Source organism: Bradyrhizobium sp. WSM2254 (assembly GCF_000472645.1).
GTDB classification, from domain to species: Bacteria; Pseudomonadota; Alphaproteobacteria; order Rhizobiales; family Xanthobacteraceae; genus Bradyrhizobium; species Bradyrhizobium niftali.
This window is the reverse complement of the sequence record NZ_AXAB01000023.1, coordinates 18,444-39,504: the sequence shown is the minus strand read 5'-3', so window position 1 is coordinate 39,504 and position 21,061 is coordinate 18,444. Positions and strand designations below refer to the sequence as shown.

Below are 21,061 nucleotides of genomic sequence, written 5' to 3'. Positions count from 1 at the left end.
GCAGCCGCGATATAGCAGGCTCAGCCGTGGGCCGCCCCCCGATATCTGGCGTATACGAGGCAGATTGCCATGAAATCCTGGCGTAAAGCCGTCGTCGGAACGCAGGCGACCGTGGGCGAGGCCATCGCCGCGATCGAGAGCGGCAGCATCCAGATTGCGCTGGTGCTCGACGACCAGAACCGCCTGCTCGGCGTGGTCACCGACGGCGATGTCAGGCGCGGGCTGCTGCGCGGCATTCCGCTCGCCGGACTTGCGATCGACATCATGAACCGCGCACCGGTGTCGGCACCTGCGACACTGCCGCGCGACGACCGCCTGCATCTGATGCGGCAAAAGTCGATCAAGCAGCTCCCGCTTGTCGACGAGGGTGGCCATCTGGTCGTGGTCGAAACGCTCGATGAGCTGCTCGAGCCGCGCCATAACGCAAATCCGGTATTGATCATGGCGGGCGGCCTCGGCGAACGCCTGGGCGCGCTGACGCGCGACCTCCCGAAGCCCATGCTCAATGTCGGCGGCCGGCCGCTGCTCGAGACGATCGTCCGCAACGTGGTGGAGCAGGGGTTTCGCAACATCTACATCTCGGTCAACTACAAGGCCGAGACGATCAAGGACTACTTCGCCGACGGCGCCGCCTTCGGCGCCAATATCCAGTACGTGCAGGAGACCGAACGCCTGGGCACCGCCGGCGCGCTCGGGCTCTTTGCGACACCGCCGGATCTGCCGATGATCGTCACCAACGGCGACATCCTCACCACGATCAATTACGGAGCGCTGCTCGACTTCCACAACGGAACGCCGGCGGAAGCGACGATGGCCGTTCGTGAGCACAAGGTGCACGTCCCGTATGGTGTGGTTTCGACCTCGGACGGCTTTCTCCAGGCCATTCGCGAGAAGCCGACCGAAAGCTGGTTCGTCAGCGCCGGCATCTATGTGATTGGAAGCTCCGTCTTCAGCCATGTCGCGCCCGGCGTCAGCATCGACATGCCGACCGTGCTGGAGCGCGTGATCGCCGGCAAGGGACGCGTCGCGGTCTACCCGATCCGCGAATACTGGCTCGACATCGGCCGCCTGGAGGATTTCGAGCAGGCGCATGCGGAGTTTCACGAGGTCTTCCCGTGACCTCGACAACCGCCGTCGTGATCGGCCTCGGCTCGATCGGCACGAGGCATGCGCGGGTCCTGCGCGAGCTTGGCCTTCGGGTCGCGACCGTGAGCCGCCGTGACGGCGGCGACTATGGGTCGATCGCGCAGGCTGTCGCGGGCGCGCATCCGGATTACGCAGTGATTGCCACCGAGACCGCACGTCATGCCGACGACCTGCAAGACCTCGCGCAGGCCGGCTTCCGCGGCGCGGTTCTGGTCGAGAAGCCGCTGTTCGCAACAGCGGCGGCTCCGCCGAAATATCCATTCGCCCATGTCAGTGTCGGATACAATCTTCGCTTCCATCCGGTCATGACGGCGCTCGTCGAAAGATTGCGCGGGCGCGAGGTGATCACGGTCGCCGCCTATGTCGGCCAGGACATCAGGGACTGGCGGCCCGGCCGCGACCATCGCACGACCGCATCCGCAACGGTTGACGCCGGCGGCGGCGTCCTGAGGGATCTCAGCCACGAGCTGGACTATCTCCTGTGGCTGTTCGGGCCGTGGCATCGTGTCGCCGCCCTCGGCGGCGCGTCCGGCGCACGCGACATCGACGTCGATGATCACCTCGACCTGCTGATCGATATGCAACGGGCGCCATCGGTCCACGTGCACATGGACTACCTCGACCGCCAGGGCATCCGCCGCATTCGCGTCAATGTCGACGACGACACCATCGAGGCCGACCTCGTCGGCAGCCGCCTCGTCGTCAACGGCAAGGCGACGGACTTTGCCAGCGAGCGCGACCAGAGCTATCGCGACATGCATGTCGCGGCGATGCGGGGCGCGCGCCCGGCCTGCTCCCTGCCCGAGGCACTCGGCGTCGTGCACCTGATCGACGCCAGCGAGCGCGCGCTGCGCACCAAGACCTGGATATCGCCATGAGTCTGCTCTGCACGATCTGCGCGCGGGGCGGCTCGAAAGGGGTCGTCGGCAAGAATGCGCGCGATCTCCTGGGCAAGCCCGTCCTCGCGTGGAGCATCGCGCAGGCGCGCGAGACCGGCCTGTTCGAGGCGATCGCCTTCAGCAGCGATTCAGACGCGTTGCTCGAGGCGGCACTGAAGGCCGGCGCCGACATTGCGGTCAAGCGTCCGGACGAGATGGCGACCGATACCGCGCCGAAGCTGCCGGCGATCCGCCATTGTCTCGAGCAGGCCATCGCGCAAACGGGCAGAACGCCGGAGATCTTCGTCGATCTCGACGTCACCTCGCCGCTCAGGCTTGCCTCCGACATCACCGGTGCGGTGGATCTGCTACGTCAGTCCGGCGCACCCAACGTCATCACTGGCGCGCCGGCCCGCCGCTCGCCCTATTTCAACCTGGTCGAGCAGCGCACCGACGGCAGCGTTGGTCTTTCCAAATCTACCAATCCTCCGATCACGCGCCGGCAGGATGCGCCGCGCTGCTTCGACATGAACGCGTCGATCTACGTCTGGCGCGTCGCGTCATTCCTGGAGCGGCCCGCGGTCTTCTATCCGGACACGCGTCTGTTCGAGATGCCGGAAGAACGCTCGATCGACATCGATTCCGATCTCGATTTTGCGCTGGTTGAACTGTTGCTGCGCCAACGAATGCCGGCCTGAGGAGGCCCAAGCGATGACCACGAGCTTCAAGGCTCTGTTCGATCTGACCGGCCGCACGGCCGTCATCACCGGCGGATGCGGCATCCTCGGACGCCGCTTTGCCGAAGGCCTCGCCGAGTTCGGCGCCAATGTCGCGATCGTCGATCTCGATCAGGCCGCGACCGATGCGGCGGCAGCCGACCTCACTTCACGCCACTCCGTCCGCGCCAGAGGCTATGGCTGCGACATCACCGAGCCCAGCTCCGTGCGCGACACCGCCGATGCGATCGAAGCCGACCTCGGACCGGTCTCGATCCTGCTCAACAACGCCGCGAGCAAGACCCGCGATGTCGACGCCTTCTTCGCGCCCGTCGAAGAATATTCGCAGGATATCTGGCGGGAGATCATGGCGGTCAATCTCGACGGCATGTTCAACGTCGCGCAGGTGTTCGGCGGCCGAATGGCCGAGCACGGCTACGGCGCCATCGTGCAGACCGCCTCGATCTACGGCCTGATGGCCCCCGACCAGCGCATCTACGAAGGCTCCGAATATCTCGGCCGTGCCATCAATACGCCGGCGGTCTACACCGCATCCAAGGCCGGCGTCATCGGCCTGACCAAGCACCTTGCGACCTACTGGGCAGACAAAGGCGTCCGCGTCAACACGCTCACCCCGGGCGGGGTCGAGAGCGGACAGAACGAAACCTTCAAGCAGCGTTACGGTGCCCGCGTTCCGCTCGGCCGCATGGCCCGAGCGGACGAGATGGTGGGGACGATGCTGTTCCTGGTGTCGGATGCTGCGTCCTACGTGACCGGCCAGAACATCGCGGTCGATGGCGGACTGAGCGCGTGGTAAGCAGCAGCGCATGCTCAAACAGCTGATCCGCAACACGGTGATCTCCAGCGCGGCCTTCGGGGTCGCGGCCGTGCTCGGGCTGATTGTCATTCCGGTCATCATCCGGACCTGGGGCGTCACCGAGTTCGGCCTCATCGTGCTGGCGCGCATCCTGCTGCCGAGCGGCATGATGGGCCTCCTCGATCTCGGCCTGTCCGAGGTCACGACGCAGGCGGTGGCGCGCGCACGCGAACACCGCAATTGGCGCCGCGCTGGCCAGCAGCTTGCGCTGCTGACCGTGATGGCCGCCGGCCTCGGCGCGCTTCTTGCCGTCACGATCTGGATCAGCGCGCCCTATCTCAGCATCGCGCTCCGCGTCGATCCCGTCCACGTCGATCGGTTCTCGCAGATCCTGCGCTACACGGCGCTGGCCAATCTGGTGCTGATCCCGGCGCTGGTCTGGGAAGGCATCGTCAAGGGCTTTGAGCGCTACAACGTGTTGCGGCTGGCGGAGGTGGGCTCCACCATCATCTATGTCGCCGGCACGATCTGGGCCTCCCATGCCGCGGCTTCGTTCGAAGTCGTGGCCTATATTTATCTCGCCAGTACCCTGATGCGTGCATGTCTGGTGTTCATCGCGGCCTTCGTCGCCGTCGTGCGCAAGGTCCGGCTCGCGATGTGGGACGCGCCGATCCGGCGCGAGTTGTTCCACCGCTGCGCACTGTTCGCGCAGGGCAAGCTGACCGGCGGCCTGGCGCTGCCGGTCCAGCCCTTCCTCGTCGGCCTGTTGTTCGGACCCAAGGGCGTCGGCGTGTACGACACCGTGGTCCGGCTATCGCGGGTCTCCAAGGTCGTCATCGGCCTGCTGACGTCGGCACTGCTGCCGGTCGCGAGCCGTCTGGACGAGCGCGGCAACGCCGACGCCTTCCAGCGGCTCGGCGAGTTCGGCCTCGTCATCCTGCCGATGTTCACGGTGCCGCCGCTGATGGCGGCCGCCGTGCTGTCGCCCGAGATCATGCAGGCATGGATCGGGCCGCAGATGGTTCCTTACGCGGTCTGGATGGGCCTGAGCTTCGTGGTGCCGATCTGCGCTCAGTACCTCGCGTTTGGCAACGTCATGTTCCTGACACGCACTGACGTGCAATCGCGCCTGAACCGGCTGATGATCTATCAACTGGCGATCTGGGCCGTGGTGGCGGTTGCGACGCTGCACATGTTCGATGAGCGCGCGCTGATCCTCGGGCAGGTGGTCGGCAACGCCGCGATTCTACCGTTGCAGATCGGTGCCGTGAGCCGCGGGTTGCAGCTTGACTCCCACCGCCTCCTCAGAGCACTTCTCGCCCAAGCGGTCATTCTCGCGGTCGTCAGCCTGCTGCTGCTCAAGCTTGCCGACTACGTCGCCATCGACGGCTTCTGGGGACTCGGGCTTGCGATCGCCGCATTTTGCGTCGTGAGCTGGTCCCTGCAATATTTCCTGGTTCTGGAAGAGCGCCAACGGGCGATCTTCACGGAACTGGGCCATCGCTTCGGCTGGGCCTCGACCTAGCTCTCTATTTCGCCCAGCATGTTCGGGAGACCGATGACCGCCTTGGTTGAGTCCACGAGGAGACGCGAACGGTGCGCATAGGCCTGGTGGTCGATCACCCCAAGCGTGACCTGCCGGGGGCAGTCATGCTCGGTTATCAGCTCGCGCGACGCGGCGTCTCCGTCGTGCTGGTGCCGATGTATGAGCAGGCAGTCGATGTCCCGCGGCTCGGGCTCGATACGCTGGTCGTCAACTACGCGCGGCCGGTCAATCTCGACCTGATGCGCAGCTTCGCCAAGGCCGGCCTCGCGCTGTACGTGCTCGACACCGAGGGCGGCGTGCTTGCCGAGACGGGTGGCAACTCGCCGCCGGCGATGGCCGCACACATCAGGCAAAGTGGCTACGCCGACATCCTGGCCGGCTATTTCTTCTGGGGCAGCCGGCTTCACGATGCCTTCCTGGCGGCGGAAACCATGAAGCCGGAGCAGCTGCACCTCACCGGATGCCCACGCTTCGACTTTGCGGCCCCGCGCTGGCGTGCGCTTCTCGATGGCGAGCCGCGCGGCTATCTGCTCGTCAACGCCAACTTCCCGCTGGTCAATTCACGCTTTACCGGCAAGCCGGGCGGTGAGCGCGAGGCCATGGTGCGGGCCGGCTGGGACGGGGCCTATGTCGATCGCTTCATCACGGACCTGAAGCAGGTATTCGCGAAGTATCTCGCCGAGATCGGCCGGCTTGCCGCGGCGCGGCCCGACCGCAACATCCTCGTGCGTCCGCATCCTTTCGAGAGCGAGGACGTCTATCGCAACGCGCTCGCGCGCCACGCCAACGTCGTGATCGACGGCACCGGCAGCGTGCTCGACCGCATCCGCAATGCGGCTGCAGTCGTTCATCTCAACTGCGGCACGGCCGTCGAATCGGTGCTGCTCGGGAAGCTGCCGCTGCAGCTCGAGTATCTGAACACGCCGACGACGGCCGGCCATGCCGCGTTGCCCGCGCGGGTGAGCCGGCCCGTCGCCTCGTTCGAGGAATTGCTCGGCGCGATCGACCACATCGAGCGCGAGACCGAGACCTTCGATTTCGCACGCGTTCATGCCGCCGATATCGAGGCTTTCTTCCATCTCAACGACGGACAGGCCGCCGAACGCGTCGCCAATGTCCTGACCCGCACTGCAGGCTCGCGCCGGTCCTACGTCTCGTTGCTGGCGACCGTGAAGGGCACGCGCGACAAGCCGAGCATCGGGCAGATCGTCAAGGGCGCCGCCAGCGCGATGCTCGGATCGGCCGTCACGGAGCGGCTGCGCAGCCGGTTCAATCCAGCCCGGCGCGACAAGCGGATCGAGCCGATCTTCGTCAACACCCTGCTTCAGCGTATCGCGACCCATGATCGCGCGAGCCCGGCGCAATTCACGGCAAGACGTGCGCACTGCGCGACGACGGGCCTGCCGCTCGCGAGCATTGCCATCGAACCCGCCCGATAGACTCATGGCCACATCTGCAAAAACCATTCTCATCACCACCCTTGCCGAATACCAGACCCGCTTCTGGATTCCGGTCGCACAGCGGCTGCGCGCGGCGGGCCACGACGTCGAGCTGCTCGCCTTCGACGACCGCAGCGCCGAGATGTCGGCGGCAGAGGGCGTGCCCGTTACCAACATGTACCGCGAGGGCCTCAAGGCCGGCCCCTCGCCCGACGATCGCCGGGCATTCGATGCGCGCGTCGCCGCTTACGGCCTCGACGGGACCAATTTCCTGTTCAGCCATGAGCGTTTTACTTTCGGTATCAGGGATACTGCCGCTTTGCGCCGGCGCTTCATGATCTATGCCAACGCCATGGAGGCGTTGCTCGACCGCCTGGAGGCGCAGGGCAGGTCCGTCGAGCTGGTCCAGGAGCTGGGCGGCTTTCTCTCCGTCATCGCGAGCTTCTACGCCGCCAGGCGTCGCAACATCCGCAACTGGTTCATCGAACCGTCGTTCTTTCGCGGCCGGATGTATTTTACGCCCGACAGCCTCGCCGCTCCCGACGTGATGCCGACGCCGGCGGATACGATGTCCCCCGAGGTGCGGGCCTATCTGGACGATACGCTGACGCAGCGCGCGATCGTCATCCCCAAGAAGGATCAGCACCATTATTCGGCGGCCTTCAAGAAAGTCGTGAACCTTCGCAACGCCCGCCGCCTCACCGAAAAGCTGTGGGACCAGTTCGCGCTCGGCAAGCATCAGGAGTTCGGGCACAATCTGCGCCACGCCCGCGTGCACGCTGCGATGGCGCTCAACGCGACGCGGCTGCGCAAGCTCTACAAGCCGATTCCGGACGTGCCCTTCGTCTACTATCCGTTCCACGTTCCGGCCGACATGGCGCTGACGCTGCGCTCGCCCGACTATCTCGACCAGGTCGCGACCGTCGACTTCCTGCTGCGGACGATCCCGGACTCGCATGTGCTGGTGGTCAAGGAACATCCCGCCCAGATCGGCGCGATCTCGGCCGACCGCCTGTTCGAGCTGGCGCGCCGGTTCGACAATTTCGTGCTGCTGCCGCCGCAGACCAACAATTACACCGTGCTCAACCGCGCCGATGCGGTCATCTCCGTCAACAGCAAGTCGGGCGCTGAAGCATTGCTGCTCGGCAAGCCGGTCGTGGTGATGGGCGATGCGTTCTACCGCTCCTGCCCGCTGGTCTACGCGGTCGATCGGCTGGCGGACGTGCCCGCGCGGCTGCGCGAGGCGCTGCGCGCGGGGCCGTTCGATCCGGCCAGGGGCGCGCCCTATTTCGAATCGGCCTGGCGCAGGTCGTTCCCGGGCGAGCTCTATATCAGCGATCCCAAACTGCTCGATACGTTTGCGGCCTCCTTGCGCGCCGCGATCGCCGAGCCCGCCCGCGTGAATTGAACGGACCCGACATGCCGCTCGTCTCGATCATCACACCATCCTGGAACGTCGAAGGCCTGATCGAGGAGACGATCCGCTCGGTGCAGAGCCAGACCTTTGCCGATTGGGAGCTCCTGATCGCCGACGACTGCTCGACTGACCGGACACCGCAGATCATCGCTGACATCGGCGAGCGCGATCCTCGCGTCAAGCTGATCCGGCAGGCCCGGAACGGCGGCCCGGCGCTGGCGCGACAGGCCGCGATCGACCGGGCGCAGGGCCGCTACCTCGCCTTCCTCGACAGTGACGATCTGTGGCTGCCCGCGAAGCTCGAGCGGCAGCTCGCCTTCGCTCGGGAGAAGCAGGCCGCCCTCAGCTACACCGCCTTCCGCCGCATCAACGAGACCAACACGCTCACCGGACGCCTGATCTCGGTGCCCGCCTCGCTCGCCTACGGGCAGCTCCTGAAGAACACCGCGATCGCAACGCTGACCGCGATGGTCGACCGCGAGATCGCGGGTCCCATTGCGATGAAGAACGAGGGCTATGACGATTTCTGCCTGTGGCTCTCGATCCTCAAGCGCGGCCACACCGCCTACGGCCTCGACGAGGACCTTGCCCGCTACCGCGTCAGGGGCTCCTCGGTCTCCAGCCGCCCGGCGCGCTCGGCCAAATGGGTCTGGCAGATCTACCGCAATGTCGAGCACCTCTCCCTGATCAGGTCGGCCTGGTGTTTTGCCCATTGGGGCGCGCGGGCCTGGCTGAAGCGGCGGGAATTCTAGCCTCGACGGCGGGCGCCCGGCCCGCCCACCCGAAAAAATGGCGAAAACAACCCCATGCACAGTAGAGGTAATTAAATACCTCGACCCAAGGCCACTTGGCTATTGGCGAGTCCGGCTGTTGCCGATACCACTCTGCCGGCCGCCGTGGACAGTCTGGAACCGATCATGCCGTTTGAAAGCTACAAGAACAGCCGCATCCTCGTGACCGGAGGCGCCGGCTTCATCGGATCGCACATCTGCGAGCGGCTGCTCGATGCCGGAGCCGAGGTGGTGTCCGCGGACAATTATTTCACCGGCAGCCGGCGCAACATCGCCCACCTGATCGCAAATCCGCTGTTCGAGGCGGTCAGGCACGACGTCACCTTCCCGCTCTACATCGAGGTCGACGCGATCTTCAACCTGGCCTGCCCAGCCTCGCCGATCCACTACCAGCGCGACCCCGTGCAGACCACCAAGACATCGGTGCACGGCGCCATCAACATGCTGGGCCTTGCCAAGCGACTGAAGGCGCGCATCTTCCAGGCCTCGACCAGTGAGGTCTATGGCGATCCGCTGATCCATCCCCAGACCGAGGATTATTGGGGCAACGTCAACCCGATCGGCATCCGCTCCTGCTACGACGAGGGCAAGCGCTGCGCCGAGACGCTGTTCTTCGACTATTGGCGCCAGCACGGCCTGCCGATCAAGGTCGCGCGCATCTTCAACACCTACGGCCCGCGCATGCAGCCCAATGACGGCCGCGTGGTCTCATCCTTCATCGTCCAGGCGCTCCAGGGCGAGCCGATCAGCGTGTTCGGCGACGGCGGGCAGACCCGCTCGTTCTGCTATGTCGACGATCTCGTCGAGGCCATCATGCGGCTGATGGTGACGCACGAAGACATCACCGGCCCCATCAACATCGGCAACAATCACGAGTTCACCATCCGCGAGCTCGCCGAGAAAGTCATCGAGCTGACGGGCTCGCGCTCCAAGCTGGTGTTCAAGCCGCTGCCGCAGGACGACCCGCGCCAGCGCCAGCCCGACCTCACCAAGGCGAAGGCGGCGCTGAACTGGGAGCCGAAGGTCGCGCTCGAGGACGGCTTGAAGGAGACCATCGCCTATTTCAAGCATTCGCTCGAAATCGCCTGATCCGCTCGCAACTCCCCTCGTCCGCAGCGAGCATGTCCGCCATGAGCGAACCGTCCGGCATCATCAGGGACCTGCGATTGCGGCTGGACTCGAAGGCTGCGCTGACGCTCCTGGTGCTGCTGCACAGCGCCGTCGCCTGCCTGTCGCTGATCAAGGTCGCGACCTTCCAGTACTATATCAGCTTCAGCGAGGAGCGCGTCTGGATCGCGGTCATCGTCGCGCTCGGCTTCTCCGTCGTTTCGCTGCTGTTCGTCGTCGCCCGCTTCAGCTTCGGCTATTTCGCCGGGTTCTATTTCTACACGATGATCCTCGGCTTCCTGTGGATCGACGTGTTCTCGTATTACAGCTACCCGCAATTGCCCGCAGGCATCTCGGCGGCGTTGGCGCTGGTGCTCTTCCTGCTGCCCGTGCTGTTCGTCAAGGCGCCGCTGCGGCAGCTCGTCACGTTGTCGAATGCCGGCTTCGAGCATCTGCTCACGGCTATCCTGGTGGTCTCCATCGGCACAATTGCCGTCGCCTCGACCTACAATTTCCGCCTGGTCGCGGTCGCGAACATCTACGAGTACCGCGGCGCGCTCGATTTTCCCGGCCCGGTGCGATATCTCGTCGGTTGGGTCTCCAGCATGCTGCTGCCGTTCGCCTTCGCCTGCTACTGGCTGCTCGGCCATCGCTGGCGCGCCGGCCTGGTGCTGATCCTGCTCCTGTTCTTTTACCCGATCACGCTGACGAAGTTCGCTTTCTTCACACCCGCCTGGCTGATCGTACTGGCCGTGCTCTCGCGCCTTCTGGAGGCGAGGACTTCAGCCATCGCATCGATCTTCGTCCCGATGCTCCTTGGCCTCATCCTGATCGTTCTGACGGGTGCCTCCATCAACAGCATTCCCGGCAAGTATTTCGACCTCGTCAACATCCGGATGATGGCGACCGCATCCAGCGCCCTCGACATCTACAACAATTTCTTCTCGAGCCACCCGCTGACCTGGTTCTGCCAGATATCCGTCCTCAAGCCGCTGACGCATTGTCCCTACCAGGCGCCGCTGGCGGTCGTGATGCAGGAGGCCTACGACCTCGGCAACCTGAATGCGTCGCTGTTTGCGACCGAAGGGGTCGCATCGGTCGGCCTCTATCTTGCGCCTTTGACCGCGCTCGCATCGGGCTTCGTGCTGGCGCTCGGCAACCGAGCCTCCGCGGGACTTCCCGCCCGCTTCGTCCTGATGTCATCAGGCGTGCTGCCGCACGTCCTGCTCAACGTGCCGCTCTCGGTTGCCATGCTCACCCACGGCATCGCGATCCTGTTCCTGCTCTGGTACGTGATGCCCCGCAGCCTGTTCGAACCGAAGTCGTGACGCCGTGCGCATCCTGATCCTCAACGCCGACTATCCTCGCTTCCTCTCCTGGCTCTACCGGCGCCGGCCGGGTCTCGAGAACGAGCCCTATGCGGCGCAGATGGCGGCGCGGAACGCCAGCCTGTTCGGCGTCGCCGATTTCTACTCGCGCAATTTCGCCGGCCTCGGGCACACAGCCGCCGACATCCATGTCAACAATCCCTGGATGCGGGCAGCCTGGGCACGCGAGCATGGCCTTGCCGTCACCGAGCCGCCGCCGCCCGGCGCGCCGGCCGCGCGCGATGCCGTTCCTGGCTGGCTGCAACGCGCGGTCGCGCCGTTCAAGCCGATGCTGAGACCGCTCGCGCGCAAGGTCGGCCTCAGCCCGCGTCTCGACGCGGAAGCCGAAACTATCCTGCTGGCGCAGATCGAGGACTTCAAACCCGATCTCGTCCTCAACCAGGATCTATTTCACGTCGACACGCGCCTTGCGCGCCGGATCAAGCAGATCGGCCGCCCAATCCTGATCGGCCAGGTCGGCATCGTTCCTTCGCGCGGCGAGGACTGGTCGGCCTACGACCTGATGATCTCGCAGCTTCTCAGTGTCGTTCATTCCTTCCGCAATGCCGGCGTCAGATCCGAGGTGGTTCATCTGGCCTTCGAGCCTGATATCCTTAACGTTCTACCGCCTGCGCCCGAACGCAGCATCGACATCTCCTTCGTCGGCGCCGTGTCGGCAGATCACCAGCAACGGGTGGCACAACTCGAAGCGGTGGCTCGGAGATACGATCTGAAGCTCTACGGCAGCGGCCTGCATACCCTCCCCGCCTCCTCGCCGCTGCACCGCTGCCATCAAGGCGAGGTCTGGGGCGTGGAGATGTACCAGGCGCTGCGCGCCTCGCGCGTCACGCTCAACTCGCACATCGACATGGCCGGCCGCGAGGCCGGCAATGCGCGGCTGTTCGAAGCGACCGGCGTCGGCGCCTTCCTGCTCACCGACTTCAAGGACAACCTGGATACGCTGTTCGCGCCCGAACGCGAGGTCGCGGCATGGCGCACGGTCGAGGACTGCCTTGCGCAGATCGAACGCTATCTCGCCGACGACGCGGCGCGCCTGTCCATTGCGAAGGCGGGACAGGCCAGGACCTTTGCGGCCCATACCTTCCGCCGGCGCGTCGAGGAGATCCTGGCCTTCGTCGGTTAAATCCCCGCCGGCCGGTACGACGATTGCTGTCTTCCGTCCGCCCTTGACGGTCCCGGCCAAAATGGCCAAAGTGCGCAGCGATACAGCTATGTCACTCTAATTACAGCGCTTTTTGTCGAGGCCCAGGATGGAACACGTCGAACATGTTCGATTCGGCGACCAGCTCTACGCGATCATCGTGCGCGCCTCGTTCCGCGAGCCGGGTATCCATTTCTTCTCGTCGCCGGAACTGTCGCAGCAGCTCGCCTATATGAGCCATCCGAAGGGCAAGAGCATCGAGCCGCATCGCCACAACAAGGTGACGCGTGAGGTGCACTACACCCAGGAAGCCCTCCTGATCCAGAAGGGCAAGCTCCAGGTCGACTTCTACACCGTCGAGGAGAACTATCTCGAAAGCCGCGTGCTCGGTGCCGGCGACATCATCCTGCTCTGCAGCGGCGCCCACGGCTTCCACGTGCTCGAACCGCTCGAGATGTTCGAGATCAAGCAGGGTCCTTATTCCGGCGAAGACGACAAGACGCGGTTTGCCGAAGTCTCCCGGTCCGAAATCCGGATCAAGGGCCCTGGCCAGTGACCGCGCCGTTCATTCCCGTCAACACGCCGCTGCTCGACGGCAACGAGGCCGACTATCTCGCCGAATGTATCCGGACCGGATGGATCTCGTCGGAAGGACCGTTCATCAAGCGCTTTGAGCAGGCGATGGCCGAGGTTGCGGGGCGGCGCCACGGCATCGCGGTGACCAACGGCTCCGTCGCACTCGACATCGCCGTTCACGCGCTCGGGCTCGAGCAAGGTTCGGAGGTCATCATCCCGACCTTCACGATCATCAGCTGCGCCGCCGCCTTGGTACGGGCGGGCCTCGTGCCGGTCGGGGTCGACTGCGATGCCGCGACCTGGAACATGACGGCCGACGGCGTCGAAGCCGCAATCACGCCACGCACGCGCGCGATCATGCTGGTTCACATCTACGGCCTGCCGGTCGATCTCGATCCGATCCTGGCGCTCGCACGCAAGCACGACCTGAAGGTGATCGAGGACGCTGCCGAGATGCACGGCCAGACCTACCGCGGCGCGCCCTGCGGCGGCTTCGGCGACGTCTCGACCTTCAGCTTCTATCCCAACAAGCACGTCACGACCGGTGAAGGCGGCATGATCCTCACCGACGACGACGCGCTCGCCGACCGCCTACAGGGCCTGCGCAACCTCTGCTTCCAGCCGCAGCAGCGTTTCGTCCACGAGGAGCTCGGCTGGAACGCGCGCATGACCAACCTCCAGGCCGCGCTCGGCGTCGCCCAGGTCGAGCGCCTGTCGCGCACGGTCGAGATCAAGCGCCGGATCGGCCGGCTTTATGACGAGCATCTTGCGGGCCTCAACCGCATCCGCCGCCCGGTTGCCCGCACCGGCTATGCCGACAACATCTACTGGGTCTACGGCATCGTGCTGAACGAGGACGTACCGTTCGACGCCAAGGAAGCGATGCGCCGCCTCGGCGAAAAAGGCATCGGGACGCGGCCGTTCTTCTGGTGCATGCACGAGCAGCCGGTGCTGCGCCGGATGGGACTGATGCTCGCCGAATCCCATCCGAACGCGGAATACATCGCCCGCCGCGGTTTTTACCTGCCGAGCGGCCTTGCCTTGACCGACGACGAGATCGCGCGCTCCGCACAGGCGCTGAAGGAGATTTTGGCGTGACGGTGTTCGCCGAATACGCGCCCTGGTACGATCTCCTCTACCGGGACAAGGACTACGCGGCGGAGACGGCGTTCGTCGAAGCGCGCCTGCGCGACCACGGCGTCACCTCGGGCAGGCTGCTCGATCTCGGCTGCGGCACCGGCCTGCATGCTCTCGCCTTCGCGCGCGACGGCTGGACCGTTGCCGGCATCGATCTCAGCCACGAGATGATCGCGAGTGCCAAGGCCCGCGCCGAGCAGGCCGGCCTTTCGATTCCGTTCCGGCAGGGCGACGCCCGTGAAGCCGGTCCCGAGCGCGACTTCGACGCGGTGGTGTCGCTGTTCCACGTTGCGAGCTACCAGACCAGCCGCGATGCGCTGGCGGCCATGTTTCGCACCGCGCACGCCGCATTGAAGCCCGGCGGCGTGTTCTTCTTCGACTATTGGTACGGCGGCGCCGTGCTGGCGCAGGGCGTCGAGACCAGGGTCAAGGTGATCGAGCAGAAGCCGCTGCGTCTCACCCGCATCGCGCAATCCAACCACGACGAGCAGGCCGCGACCGTCACCGTGAACTACACGTTGTTCTGCGAGGACACGGATCGCGCCACGATCCGGCGTGTCGAGGAAGCGCACCACCTGCGCTACTGGTTTCCGTTCGAGATCGATGCGGCGCTCGAGGCGAGCGGCTTTCGGCCCGCCGTCCACGCCGCCTGGCTGACCCAGGACGCACCGCACACGAAGAGCTGGGCCGCCTACGCGGTCGCCAGAAAGAGCGGCACGCCGTGAGACCCCTGCGGCTCGCCGTCATGCTGGAGCAGGCGCTCGAGGTCGGTGGCGGCTTTCAGCAGCCGCTCAACGACTTGCTCTGGCTGCGCGACTGGGCGGCCGCCTCCGGCAACGAGATCGTGGTGTACTCGCCCTATCCGAAGACGCTGGACATCCTGAAGGAGTTCGGCGTCGCAGCCGGCCTGCTCAAGTTCGGCGTGCTCGACTATGCCTTCCTGTTCCTGAAATATTGCGGGCCGTTCGATCTCGTGCAGATCGCGCTGAGGCTGAGATCGCCGTTCGAACGCGCGTTGATCCGCGACGGCATCGACGTCGTGCACTTCACCTCGACCTCGAAGCGGCACCTCTTGCTCTACCAGCTGCCCTTCATCATCACGATCTTCGACGGTTGCCATCGCGACGCGCCCGAGTTTCCGGAGGTCCGGACCTTCGGCGAGTTCGAGCGCCGCGAGATCCTGTTCGGCCTCGCGAGCACCAAGGCGGCGATCGTGATCGTCAATGCGCCCGAGCTGATCGACGATCTCTGCCGCCGCTACGCCATGGAACGGGAGCGCGCGGTCTGCATCCCGTTCTCGCCATCGGCCTATGTCAGCAAGTCAGCACCTGACGCTGCCCCTGATGCGGCGGTGCTGGCGAAGTACGGGCTCGAGCCGGGCTATCTGTTCTATCCGGCGCAGTTCTGGCCGCACAAGAACCACATGACGCTGCTCGCCGCGCTCGCGCTGCTGCGCGAGCGCGGCATCACCGAACGGCTGGTGCTGTGCGGCTCGGACCGCGGCGGCCGCGACAAGGTCAACGCCGCGATCCGCACTTACGGGTTGTCGGGTCAGATCTCCATCATCGGCTTCGTCGAGTCCGCCGAGCTCGGCGCGCTCTACCGCGGCGCCGCGGCGCTGGCGATGCCGAGCTATTTCGGCCCGACCAACCTGCCGCCGATGGAGGCCTGGGCGGTCGGCACGCCCGTGATCTATCCCGAGGCCTTCAAGGCGCAGGCCGGCGATGCCGCGCTGCTGTTCGACTATGACGATCCGCGCTCGCTGGCGGACGCGATCGTCGCCCTTCGCACCGACGGCACGCGCGAGCGGCTACGCGCGGCCGGACAACTGCGGCTCGCGCAGTTTGCCGGGGAGACCGAGGCCGGGCATCGGCAATTCGCCCGGCATCTGGAACGGCTGAAGCACCGGCTCGCGCTGACCGCGCGTTAAATACGACCGGCTAGGCCGGAATCAGCGCCCGCAGGCGCTGCCGCAAGGCCGTACTCAACAGCGGGCTCGCGAGCACGCCGACCGCCGCCAGCCAGATCGCGCACTCTACGATAAAATGCACGAGCCCGCTCCCCGGCACGAGCGCGGTGATCGCGAGCCCGATCAGCCAGCCCGACGCCACGACGCCGACGGCCAGCAGCATCAGGAAGGCGATGTGCCTGAACGGATGATGCAGGGTCTGCCGCATGACCATCAACGCGAGCAGACCGAACTGGACCAGCATGTCGCTCGCGACCACGGCAAACGCGGCGCCGAGCGGTCCGAGCCGCGGGATCAGGACGAAGGACAGCACCAGGAAGACGACGAGCTGAAGTCCCTTGGTCCGGATCAGAAGCTCGCCGCGATTGCTGTGGTTGGCAAAGCCGAGCGCCAGCAGCGAGGGCGCGACCGCAGCCGAACCGAGCAGCAGCGTCACCGTGAGCGGCGCGTCATAGGGGATACTGCCATGGGTCCACAGCGCGAAGAAATCGGGCCAGAACGGCAGCAGGCCGGCGACGATCAGGCAGGCAAGGCCGGTCACGAACACCGAGCCATGGGCGTAGAGCCGGCGCAGCCGCTCCTTGTCGCCGATCGCATGGTCATGGCCGAGCTCGGCGGCAAGCGGCAGCGTGACCTGGAGGCAGAGGCCGCGGACCAGGCTCGCGATCACACGCGTCAGGCCCCATTGCGCCACCGCGACGCGGTTGGTGACCAGCGCGGACACGAGCAGCACCGGAACGTTGACCAGCGCGAGCTCCGTGAAGTTGGCGACCGCGAAAGGCAGCGCGCGGCCGAACTGCCCGATACTCCAGCGCAGGGACGGCGACACGAATGGCGGCCTGCCGGCACGGCGCAGGAACGGAAACAATCGCGGCGCGTCGAACGCAGCGAGGAAGACCGCGAACAGGAGCTGCATCGACACGAAGGCGATCGCGACCGCGAGCAGGCTGCCGAACGTCGCGAGTGCAGCGAGCTGCGCGATCTGCCCGAGCAGCAGGGCGGCGTTTTGCAGCCAGACCGTCCGGCCATACCGGCCGCGCACGCGATAGAGGCCGGAGACGAGGTTGGCGGGCAGGGTCAGAATCATGCCCAGAATCATCACCAGCATCGCGGAATCGAATGTCGGCGTCGCGTGAAAGCCGAGCACCACCGATGGCGGCGCCAGGACAACGGCCGCGCACAAGAGGACACCGAGCCCCGCGATGATCGCGAGATAGATCCGCAGCAGGGCTGAATAGAAATACGCCGTGCGCCCGTCGCAATCGGCGCAGGACTTGAAGGCGAGAAAGCGGTTGATCGCGCGAAGCTGCAATCCTGCGTCCGCGACGACGACGAGGCTGCCGGCCGCATAGATCGTCAGCCACGCCGCGAGCATGTCGCCGCTCCAGACGTGGAGGAACGCGGGGATCAGCAACAGCTGCTGGGTCAGCCCCAGCACCATCTGGACGAGGTTGGCGGACCAGCCCTGCACCAGCCGGCGGGCGCGGCCGACGCCGGGTCCGGGCGCACCGTCGGCCTTGCCGGGCACGTCAGGTTGCGTGTCGATCAAGCCGCATCCTTCCCGGCAAGCAATCGGCCCCGCTCATCGAGGAGTCCTGGCATCACACGCGCGACAATCGTCATATCCGAGGCCGATCTCACAAAAAGCGCGAAAACAACCCCATGCAAAGTAGACGGATGCAGCTTTGTCAATGACTTAGCTACCGACCTATGCGCTTTGTGGATTTTCCGAAGCGATTTTGACACGTCGGGCAAAACAGGGGCATTATGTCACCATGGCGATAGTGCCCGACTTCGCCCCGTCACACTGATCGCCCAGCTATCTCAGGCAGTACACTCGCCAATCCGCGAAGTGCCTCCATGTCGGAGCTCGCGGCGCGCTGAGGGCATATCGGTTCGGGGCGACGAGACGCGCATCGTCAGGCGAGCAGGAAGCCCAGGCTCAGCACATTGTGGAGAAGATCATGCGCCGTGGCATCGTGATTCGCCGGCGTCTCGACGGATGCCGACACCGAGGGCGTGGCCTGCGCGCCAACCCAATCGGGCATGGGGTCGGGCACATCCGGCGTGCTGGAGGATGACGATCCCCCCTGAACGGAATTGAACACGAATCCGTCGGTCCAAGGCGCTGCGCCGACGGCGCCGTCGCCGTTGAGATCCTGATGGAGCGTCGGCTCCAGTGCCTTCAGCGCTGCATCGCTCCCCACCATCTCGGGAGCGGAGCCGAGAGTTGCGAGGAAGTTGCCGGTGCTGTCCGTGCTCCAGACCGAATAGTGGCCGGTGCCCGAATGCTTCCAGACCACGTCGTAGCCACCGCCCGTCACCTGCTCGGCGGCAATGACCGTCCACGCTCCCCAATCCGCGGCGATCACCGCATTGCCCGCATATTTCAAGACGGGACCGGTGCCGGTTGCAATGCTGTTCAGGTGATAATTGCCGCCGGACAGAACCAGGCTGGTCGATCCGAGCGCTTCGATCGTCGTGCTGCTGGTGACGGGCCCGCTGATCGTGCCGTCACCGTTGAGGTCCTGATGAAGCGTCAGCTCCAACGCTTTCAGCGCTGGATCGCTCCCCACCATCTCGGGAGCCGAGCCGAGAGTCGCGAGGAAGTTGCCGTTGCTGTCCGTGCTCCAAACCGAATAATGGCCGCTCGCCGAATCCCTCCAGACGGCATCGTAGCCGCCGCCCGTCACCTGCTCGGCGGCAATAACCGTCCACGATCCCCAATTCGCGGCGATCACCGCATTGCCAGCATATTTCAGGATGGGGCCGGTGTCCGTGGCGATGCTGTTCAGGTGATAATTGCCGCCGGATAGAACCAGGCTGGTCGATCCAAACGCTTCGATCGTCGTGCCGCTCGTGACGGGGGTGACAACGGGGACATCGATCGTGCCGTCGCCGTTGAGATCCTGATGAAGCGTCGGCTCCAGGGCTTTCAGCGCTGGATCGCTCCCCAGCATCTCCGGAGCCGAGCCGAGAGTCGTGAGGAAGTTGCCGTTGCTGTCCGTGCTCCAGACCGAATAGTGGGCGGTAGCCGAATGCTTCCAGACGACATCGTAGCCGCCGCCCGTCACCTGCTCGGCGGCAATGACCGTCCACGCTCCCCAATTCGCGGCGATCACCGCAGAGCCCGCATATTTCAGGGTAGGTCCGGTGCCGCTAGCGATGCTGTTCAGGTGGTAATTGCCGCCGGACAAAACCAGGCTGGTCGATCCGAGCGCTTCGATCGTCGTGCTGCTGGTGACGGGGACAACGGGGACATCGATCGTGCCGTCGCCGTTCAGATCCTGATGCAGTACCGACTCCAGCGCTTTCAGGGACGGATCGGTCCCCAGCATGTCGGGAGCAGAGCCGAGAGTCGTGACGAAGTTGCCACCGCTGTCCGTGCTCCAAACCGAATAATGGCCGCTCGACGAATCCCTCCAGACGACATCGTAGCCGCCGCCCGTCACCTGCTCGGCGGCAATGACGGTCCACGATCCCCAGTTCGGGGCGATCACCGGAGAGCCCGCATATTTCAGGATGGGGCCGGTGTCGGTTGCGATGCTGTTCAGGTGATAATTGCCGCCGGACAGCACCAGGCTGGTCGATCCGAGCGCTTCGATCACGATTGCCATCAGACTGGAGCTGGCGACCGTGCCATCGGCAAACTGGAAATTTTCGACACCGGTGACGGTATCGGTGCCATCGGGCGCGCCACTGCGCTGGTCGGTCACAGTGAACGTCTGGGTCGCCGCGTTGTACGAGATCAGATAGTTGGCCCGGCTGCCCGAATACACCGCGGTGTCGGTGCCCGAGCCGCCATTGATGGCGTCGTTGCCCGCGCCCCCCGTGATCGTGTCGTTGCCACCGCCGCCGTTCAGCGCGTTGGCGATCGCGTTGCCGACCAGCGTGTCGTTGCCGGACCCGCCGATGGCGTTATCGATGTAGGAGCGCGCGTCGCCATTATAGAGATAGGCGTTGTAGACGTTGCCCGATGCGTAGTGGCCATTGCCGAGATTGGCCAGCTGCACGGAGGAGAACACCGACGCCGCACCGGGATTGAGGTTGATGCTCAGGTTCGTCGTGTAGTTCGACAGGTCATAGGTATCGACGCCGCCGCCGTCCCAGACCGTCTCATAAATGCGATTGGCCGAGCCTCCGACGCCACCGCCCGGCGCGAGCTGCCCCGCGCCGTTGATGAATTCCTGTCCCGTGGTCGGATTCCAGGTGTAGACCGTGTTGCTGCTCTGGGTCGTGTAGTCCGCGCCGTACATCGTCTGGAGCGCGAGGATATCGTTGGCCATATAGGTCTGCGAAAATCCGTACGCCTCATTGGTGTAGCCGGACGTGGTCGAGCCGCCGACATAGCTGCGATAGCTCATGACGGTGTATTCGCTGTCGTCGTGCGCGCTCGGCACAGCGACGTTGGCGACGCCGCCCGTTTCCTGGCTGTGCTTGAGGCCGACGGCGTGGCCGAGCTCGTGCAGCGCGGTCGCGAAATAGTAATTGCCGAGCGCGGCAAGCGAGTAATTGTACTGAGTCCCGAACCAGATATCGCCGCCGGACGCGTAGTTGCCGGGGTAATAGGCGTAGGAGGTCGGATTGGCCGACGGTGACTGCGCGACCATGATGTCGGCGCCGTTCGTCCCTGCGTACTGGATATTGGCGTTGGTGTAGCCGAGGATCAGTCCGATCGCGTAGTTGATCGCCGCCTGCATCTGGCTCGGCGCCGAGGCAAAACCAGACGTGGTCGGCTCACTGTTGCCGCCGCCGTAGGGATTGGCGTAATCGCTGGGCGAGTCCGGAAAGCTGTAGGTGATCGAGCCGGACCATTTGGCGCCCGACAGCAGGCCGTCGATCTCGGCGTTATTGGTGGCACTGACGGTGACAGCGGTGGCCAATGGACTCTCCGGAGCTACCCGCGCGATTCGGGCGAAGGCGTATGATTCTAGCCTCAGAGGTAAACGTTTGGATTAAATTTTGTGCCTGCGTGCGGGCCCTTCCATAAAGT

General features: G+C 65.2%; 17 protein-coding genes. 15 read left to right on the top strand and 2 right to left on the bottom strand.

All coding sequences use genetic code 11. From position 1 onward, the window contains the following. The first annotated feature begins 69 nt into the window (after window positions 1-69). From A3M7_RS0117340 to A3M7_RS0117270, 15 genes are all read left to right on the top strand, one after another. Complete coding sequence (locus tag A3M7_RS0117340; protein WP_027545056.1) at window positions 70-1,119, top strand: nucleotidyltransferase family protein; 1,050 nt, start codon at window positions 70-72, stop codon at window positions 1,117-1,119. Then, window positions 1,116-2,024, top strand: a complete 909-nt coding sequence (locus A3M7_RS0117335) for a Gfo/Idh/MocA family protein (protein ID WP_027545055.1) — start codon at window positions 1,116-1,118, stop codon at window positions 2,022-2,024. The genes A3M7_RS0117340 and A3M7_RS0117335 overlap by 4 nt, the downstream gene beginning before the upstream one ends. Beyond that, the gene (locus A3M7_RS0117330) at window positions 2,021-2,722 is read left to right on the top strand and encodes an acylneuraminate cytidylyltransferase family protein (protein WP_027545054.1); all 702 of its coding nucleotides are present in this window, start codon (window positions 2,021-2,023) and stop codon (window positions 2,720-2,722) included. The genes A3M7_RS0117335 and A3M7_RS0117330 overlap by 4 nt, the downstream gene beginning before the upstream one ends. 13 nt (window positions 2,723-2,735) lie before the next feature. Continuing rightward, window positions 2,736-3,557 (top strand): SDR family oxidoreductase, encoded by an 822-nt coding sequence (locus A3M7_RS0117325; protein ID WP_027545053.1) that lies wholly within the window; start codon window positions 2,736-2,738, stop codon window positions 3,555-3,557. Window positions 3,558-3,567: 10 nt separating this feature from the next. Continuing rightward, window positions 3,568-5,082, top strand: a complete 1,515-nt coding sequence (locus tag A3M7_RS0117320; protein ID WP_027545052.1) for a hypothetical protein — start codon at window positions 3,568-3,570, stop codon at window positions 5,080-5,082. 71 nt (window positions 5,083-5,153) lie between these two features. After that, complete coding sequence (locus tag A3M7_RS0117315) at window positions 5,154-6,542, top strand: surface carbohydrate biosynthesis protein (RefSeq protein WP_027545051.1); 1,389 nt, start codon at window positions 5,154-5,156, stop codon at window positions 6,540-6,542. 4 nt (window positions 6,543-6,546) lie between these two features. Beyond that, complete coding sequence (locus tag A3M7_RS0117310; protein ID WP_027545050.1) at window positions 6,547-7,950, top strand: capsule biosynthesis protein; 1,404 nt, start codon at window positions 6,547-6,549, stop codon at window positions 7,948-7,950. 11 nt (window positions 7,951-7,961) lie between these two features. Continuing rightward, on the top strand, window positions 7,962-8,711 hold the full coding sequence (locus A3M7_RS0117305) for a glycosyltransferase family 2 protein (RefSeq protein WP_027545049.1): 750 nt from the start codon (window positions 7,962-7,964) through the stop codon (window positions 8,709-8,711). 165 nt (window positions 8,712-8,876) lie between these two features. Then, window positions 8,877-9,839 carry a UDP-glucuronic acid decarboxylase family protein gene (locus A3M7_RS0117300; RefSeq protein WP_027545048.1) on the top strand — a complete coding sequence of 321 codons (963 nt, stop codon included), beginning with the start codon at window positions 8,877-8,879 and terminating at the stop codon, window positions 9,837-9,839. 41 nt (window positions 9,840-9,880) lie between these two features. Beyond that, window positions 9,881-11,185, top strand: coding sequence for a hypothetical protein (locus A3M7_RS0117295; protein WP_027545047.1), 1,305 nt, complete (start codon window positions 9,881-9,883; stop codon window positions 11,183-11,185). A 4-nt stretch (window positions 11,186-11,189) separates the two neighbouring features. Beyond that, entirely contained in the window at window positions 11,190-12,368 is a 1,179-nt protein-coding gene (locus A3M7_RS0117290; RefSeq protein ID WP_027545046.1) for a glycosyltransferase, read from the top strand. 127 nt (window positions 12,369-12,495) lie between these two features. Next, complete coding sequence (locus A3M7_RS0117285) at window positions 12,496-12,942, top strand: hypothetical protein (protein ID WP_027545045.1); 447 nt, start codon at window positions 12,496-12,498, stop codon at window positions 12,940-12,942. Then, window positions 12,939-14,060: a DegT/DnrJ/EryC1/StrS aminotransferase family protein gene (locus A3M7_RS0117280; RefSeq protein WP_027545044.1), complete on the top strand. Its 1,122-nt coding sequence runs from the start codon at window positions 12,939-12,941 to the stop codon at window positions 14,058-14,060. Before A3M7_RS0117285 ends, A3M7_RS0117280 begins: the two co-directional genes overlap by 4 nt. Then, window positions 14,057-14,824, top strand: coding sequence for a class I SAM-dependent methyltransferase (locus tag A3M7_RS0117275; RefSeq protein ID WP_027545043.1), 768 nt, complete (start codon window positions 14,057-14,059; stop codon window positions 14,822-14,824). Before A3M7_RS0117280 ends, A3M7_RS0117275 begins: the two co-directional genes overlap by 4 nt. Next, window positions 14,821-16,029, top strand: coding sequence for a glycosyltransferase (locus A3M7_RS0117270; protein ID WP_027545042.1), 1,209 nt, complete (start codon window positions 14,821-14,823; stop codon window positions 16,027-16,029). The genes A3M7_RS0117275 and A3M7_RS0117270 overlap by 4 nt, the downstream gene beginning before the upstream one ends. A 10-nt stretch (window positions 16,030-16,039) precedes the next feature. On the opposite strand, the gene A3M7_RS0117265 is transcribed toward A3M7_RS0117270, so the two are convergent. Together A3M7_RS0117265 and A3M7_RS46675 are read right to left on the bottom strand one after the other, a co-directional pair. Next, the gene (locus A3M7_RS0117265; RefSeq protein WP_027545041.1) at window positions 16,040-17,617 is read right to left on the bottom strand and encodes a hypothetical protein; all 1,578 of its coding nucleotides are present in this window, start codon (window positions 17,615-17,617) and stop codon (window positions 16,040-16,042) included. Window positions 17,618-17,987: 370 nt separating this feature from the next. Further along, entirely contained in the window at window positions 17,988-20,951 is a 2,964-nt protein-coding gene (locus tag A3M7_RS46675; protein ID WP_156936905.1) for a M10 family metallopeptidase C-terminal domain-containing protein, read from the bottom strand. Between the last annotated feature and the right edge of the window lie 110 nt (window positions 20,952-21,061).

Coding starts and splice junctions, on each gene's coding strand:
- A3M7_RS0117285 (WP_027545045.1), top strand. CDS start 12,496: ATGGAACACGTCGAACATGTTCGATTCGGCGACCAGCTCTACGCGATC.
- A3M7_RS0117305 (WP_027545049.1), top strand. CDS start 7,962: ATGCCGCTCGTCTCGATCATCACACCATCCTGGAACGTCGAAGGCCTG.
- A3M7_RS0117340 (WP_027545056.1), top strand. CDS start 70: ATGAAATCCTGGCGTAAAGCCGTCGTCGGAACGCAGGCGACCGTGGGC.
- A3M7_RS0117300 (WP_027545048.1), top strand. CDS start 8,877: ATGCCGTTTGAAAGCTACAAGAACAGCCGCATCCTCGTGACCGGAGGC.
- A3M7_RS0117320 (WP_027545052.1), top strand. CDS start 3,568: ATGCTCAAACAGCTGATCCGCAACACGGTGATCTCCAGCGCGGCCTTC.
- A3M7_RS0117295 (WP_027545047.1), top strand. CDS start 9,881: ATGAGCGAACCGTCCGGCATCATCAGGGACCTGCGATTGCGGCTGGAC.
- A3M7_RS0117310 (WP_027545050.1), top strand. CDS start 6,547: ATGGCCACATCTGCAAAAACCATTCTCATCACCACCCTTGCCGAATAC.
- A3M7_RS0117325 (WP_027545053.1), top strand. CDS start 2,736: ATGACCACGAGCTTCAAGGCTCTGTTCGATCTGACCGGCCGCACGGCC.
- A3M7_RS0117330 (WP_027545054.1), top strand. CDS start 2,021: ATGAGTCTGCTCTGCACGATCTGCGCGCGGGGCGGCTCGAAAGGGGTC.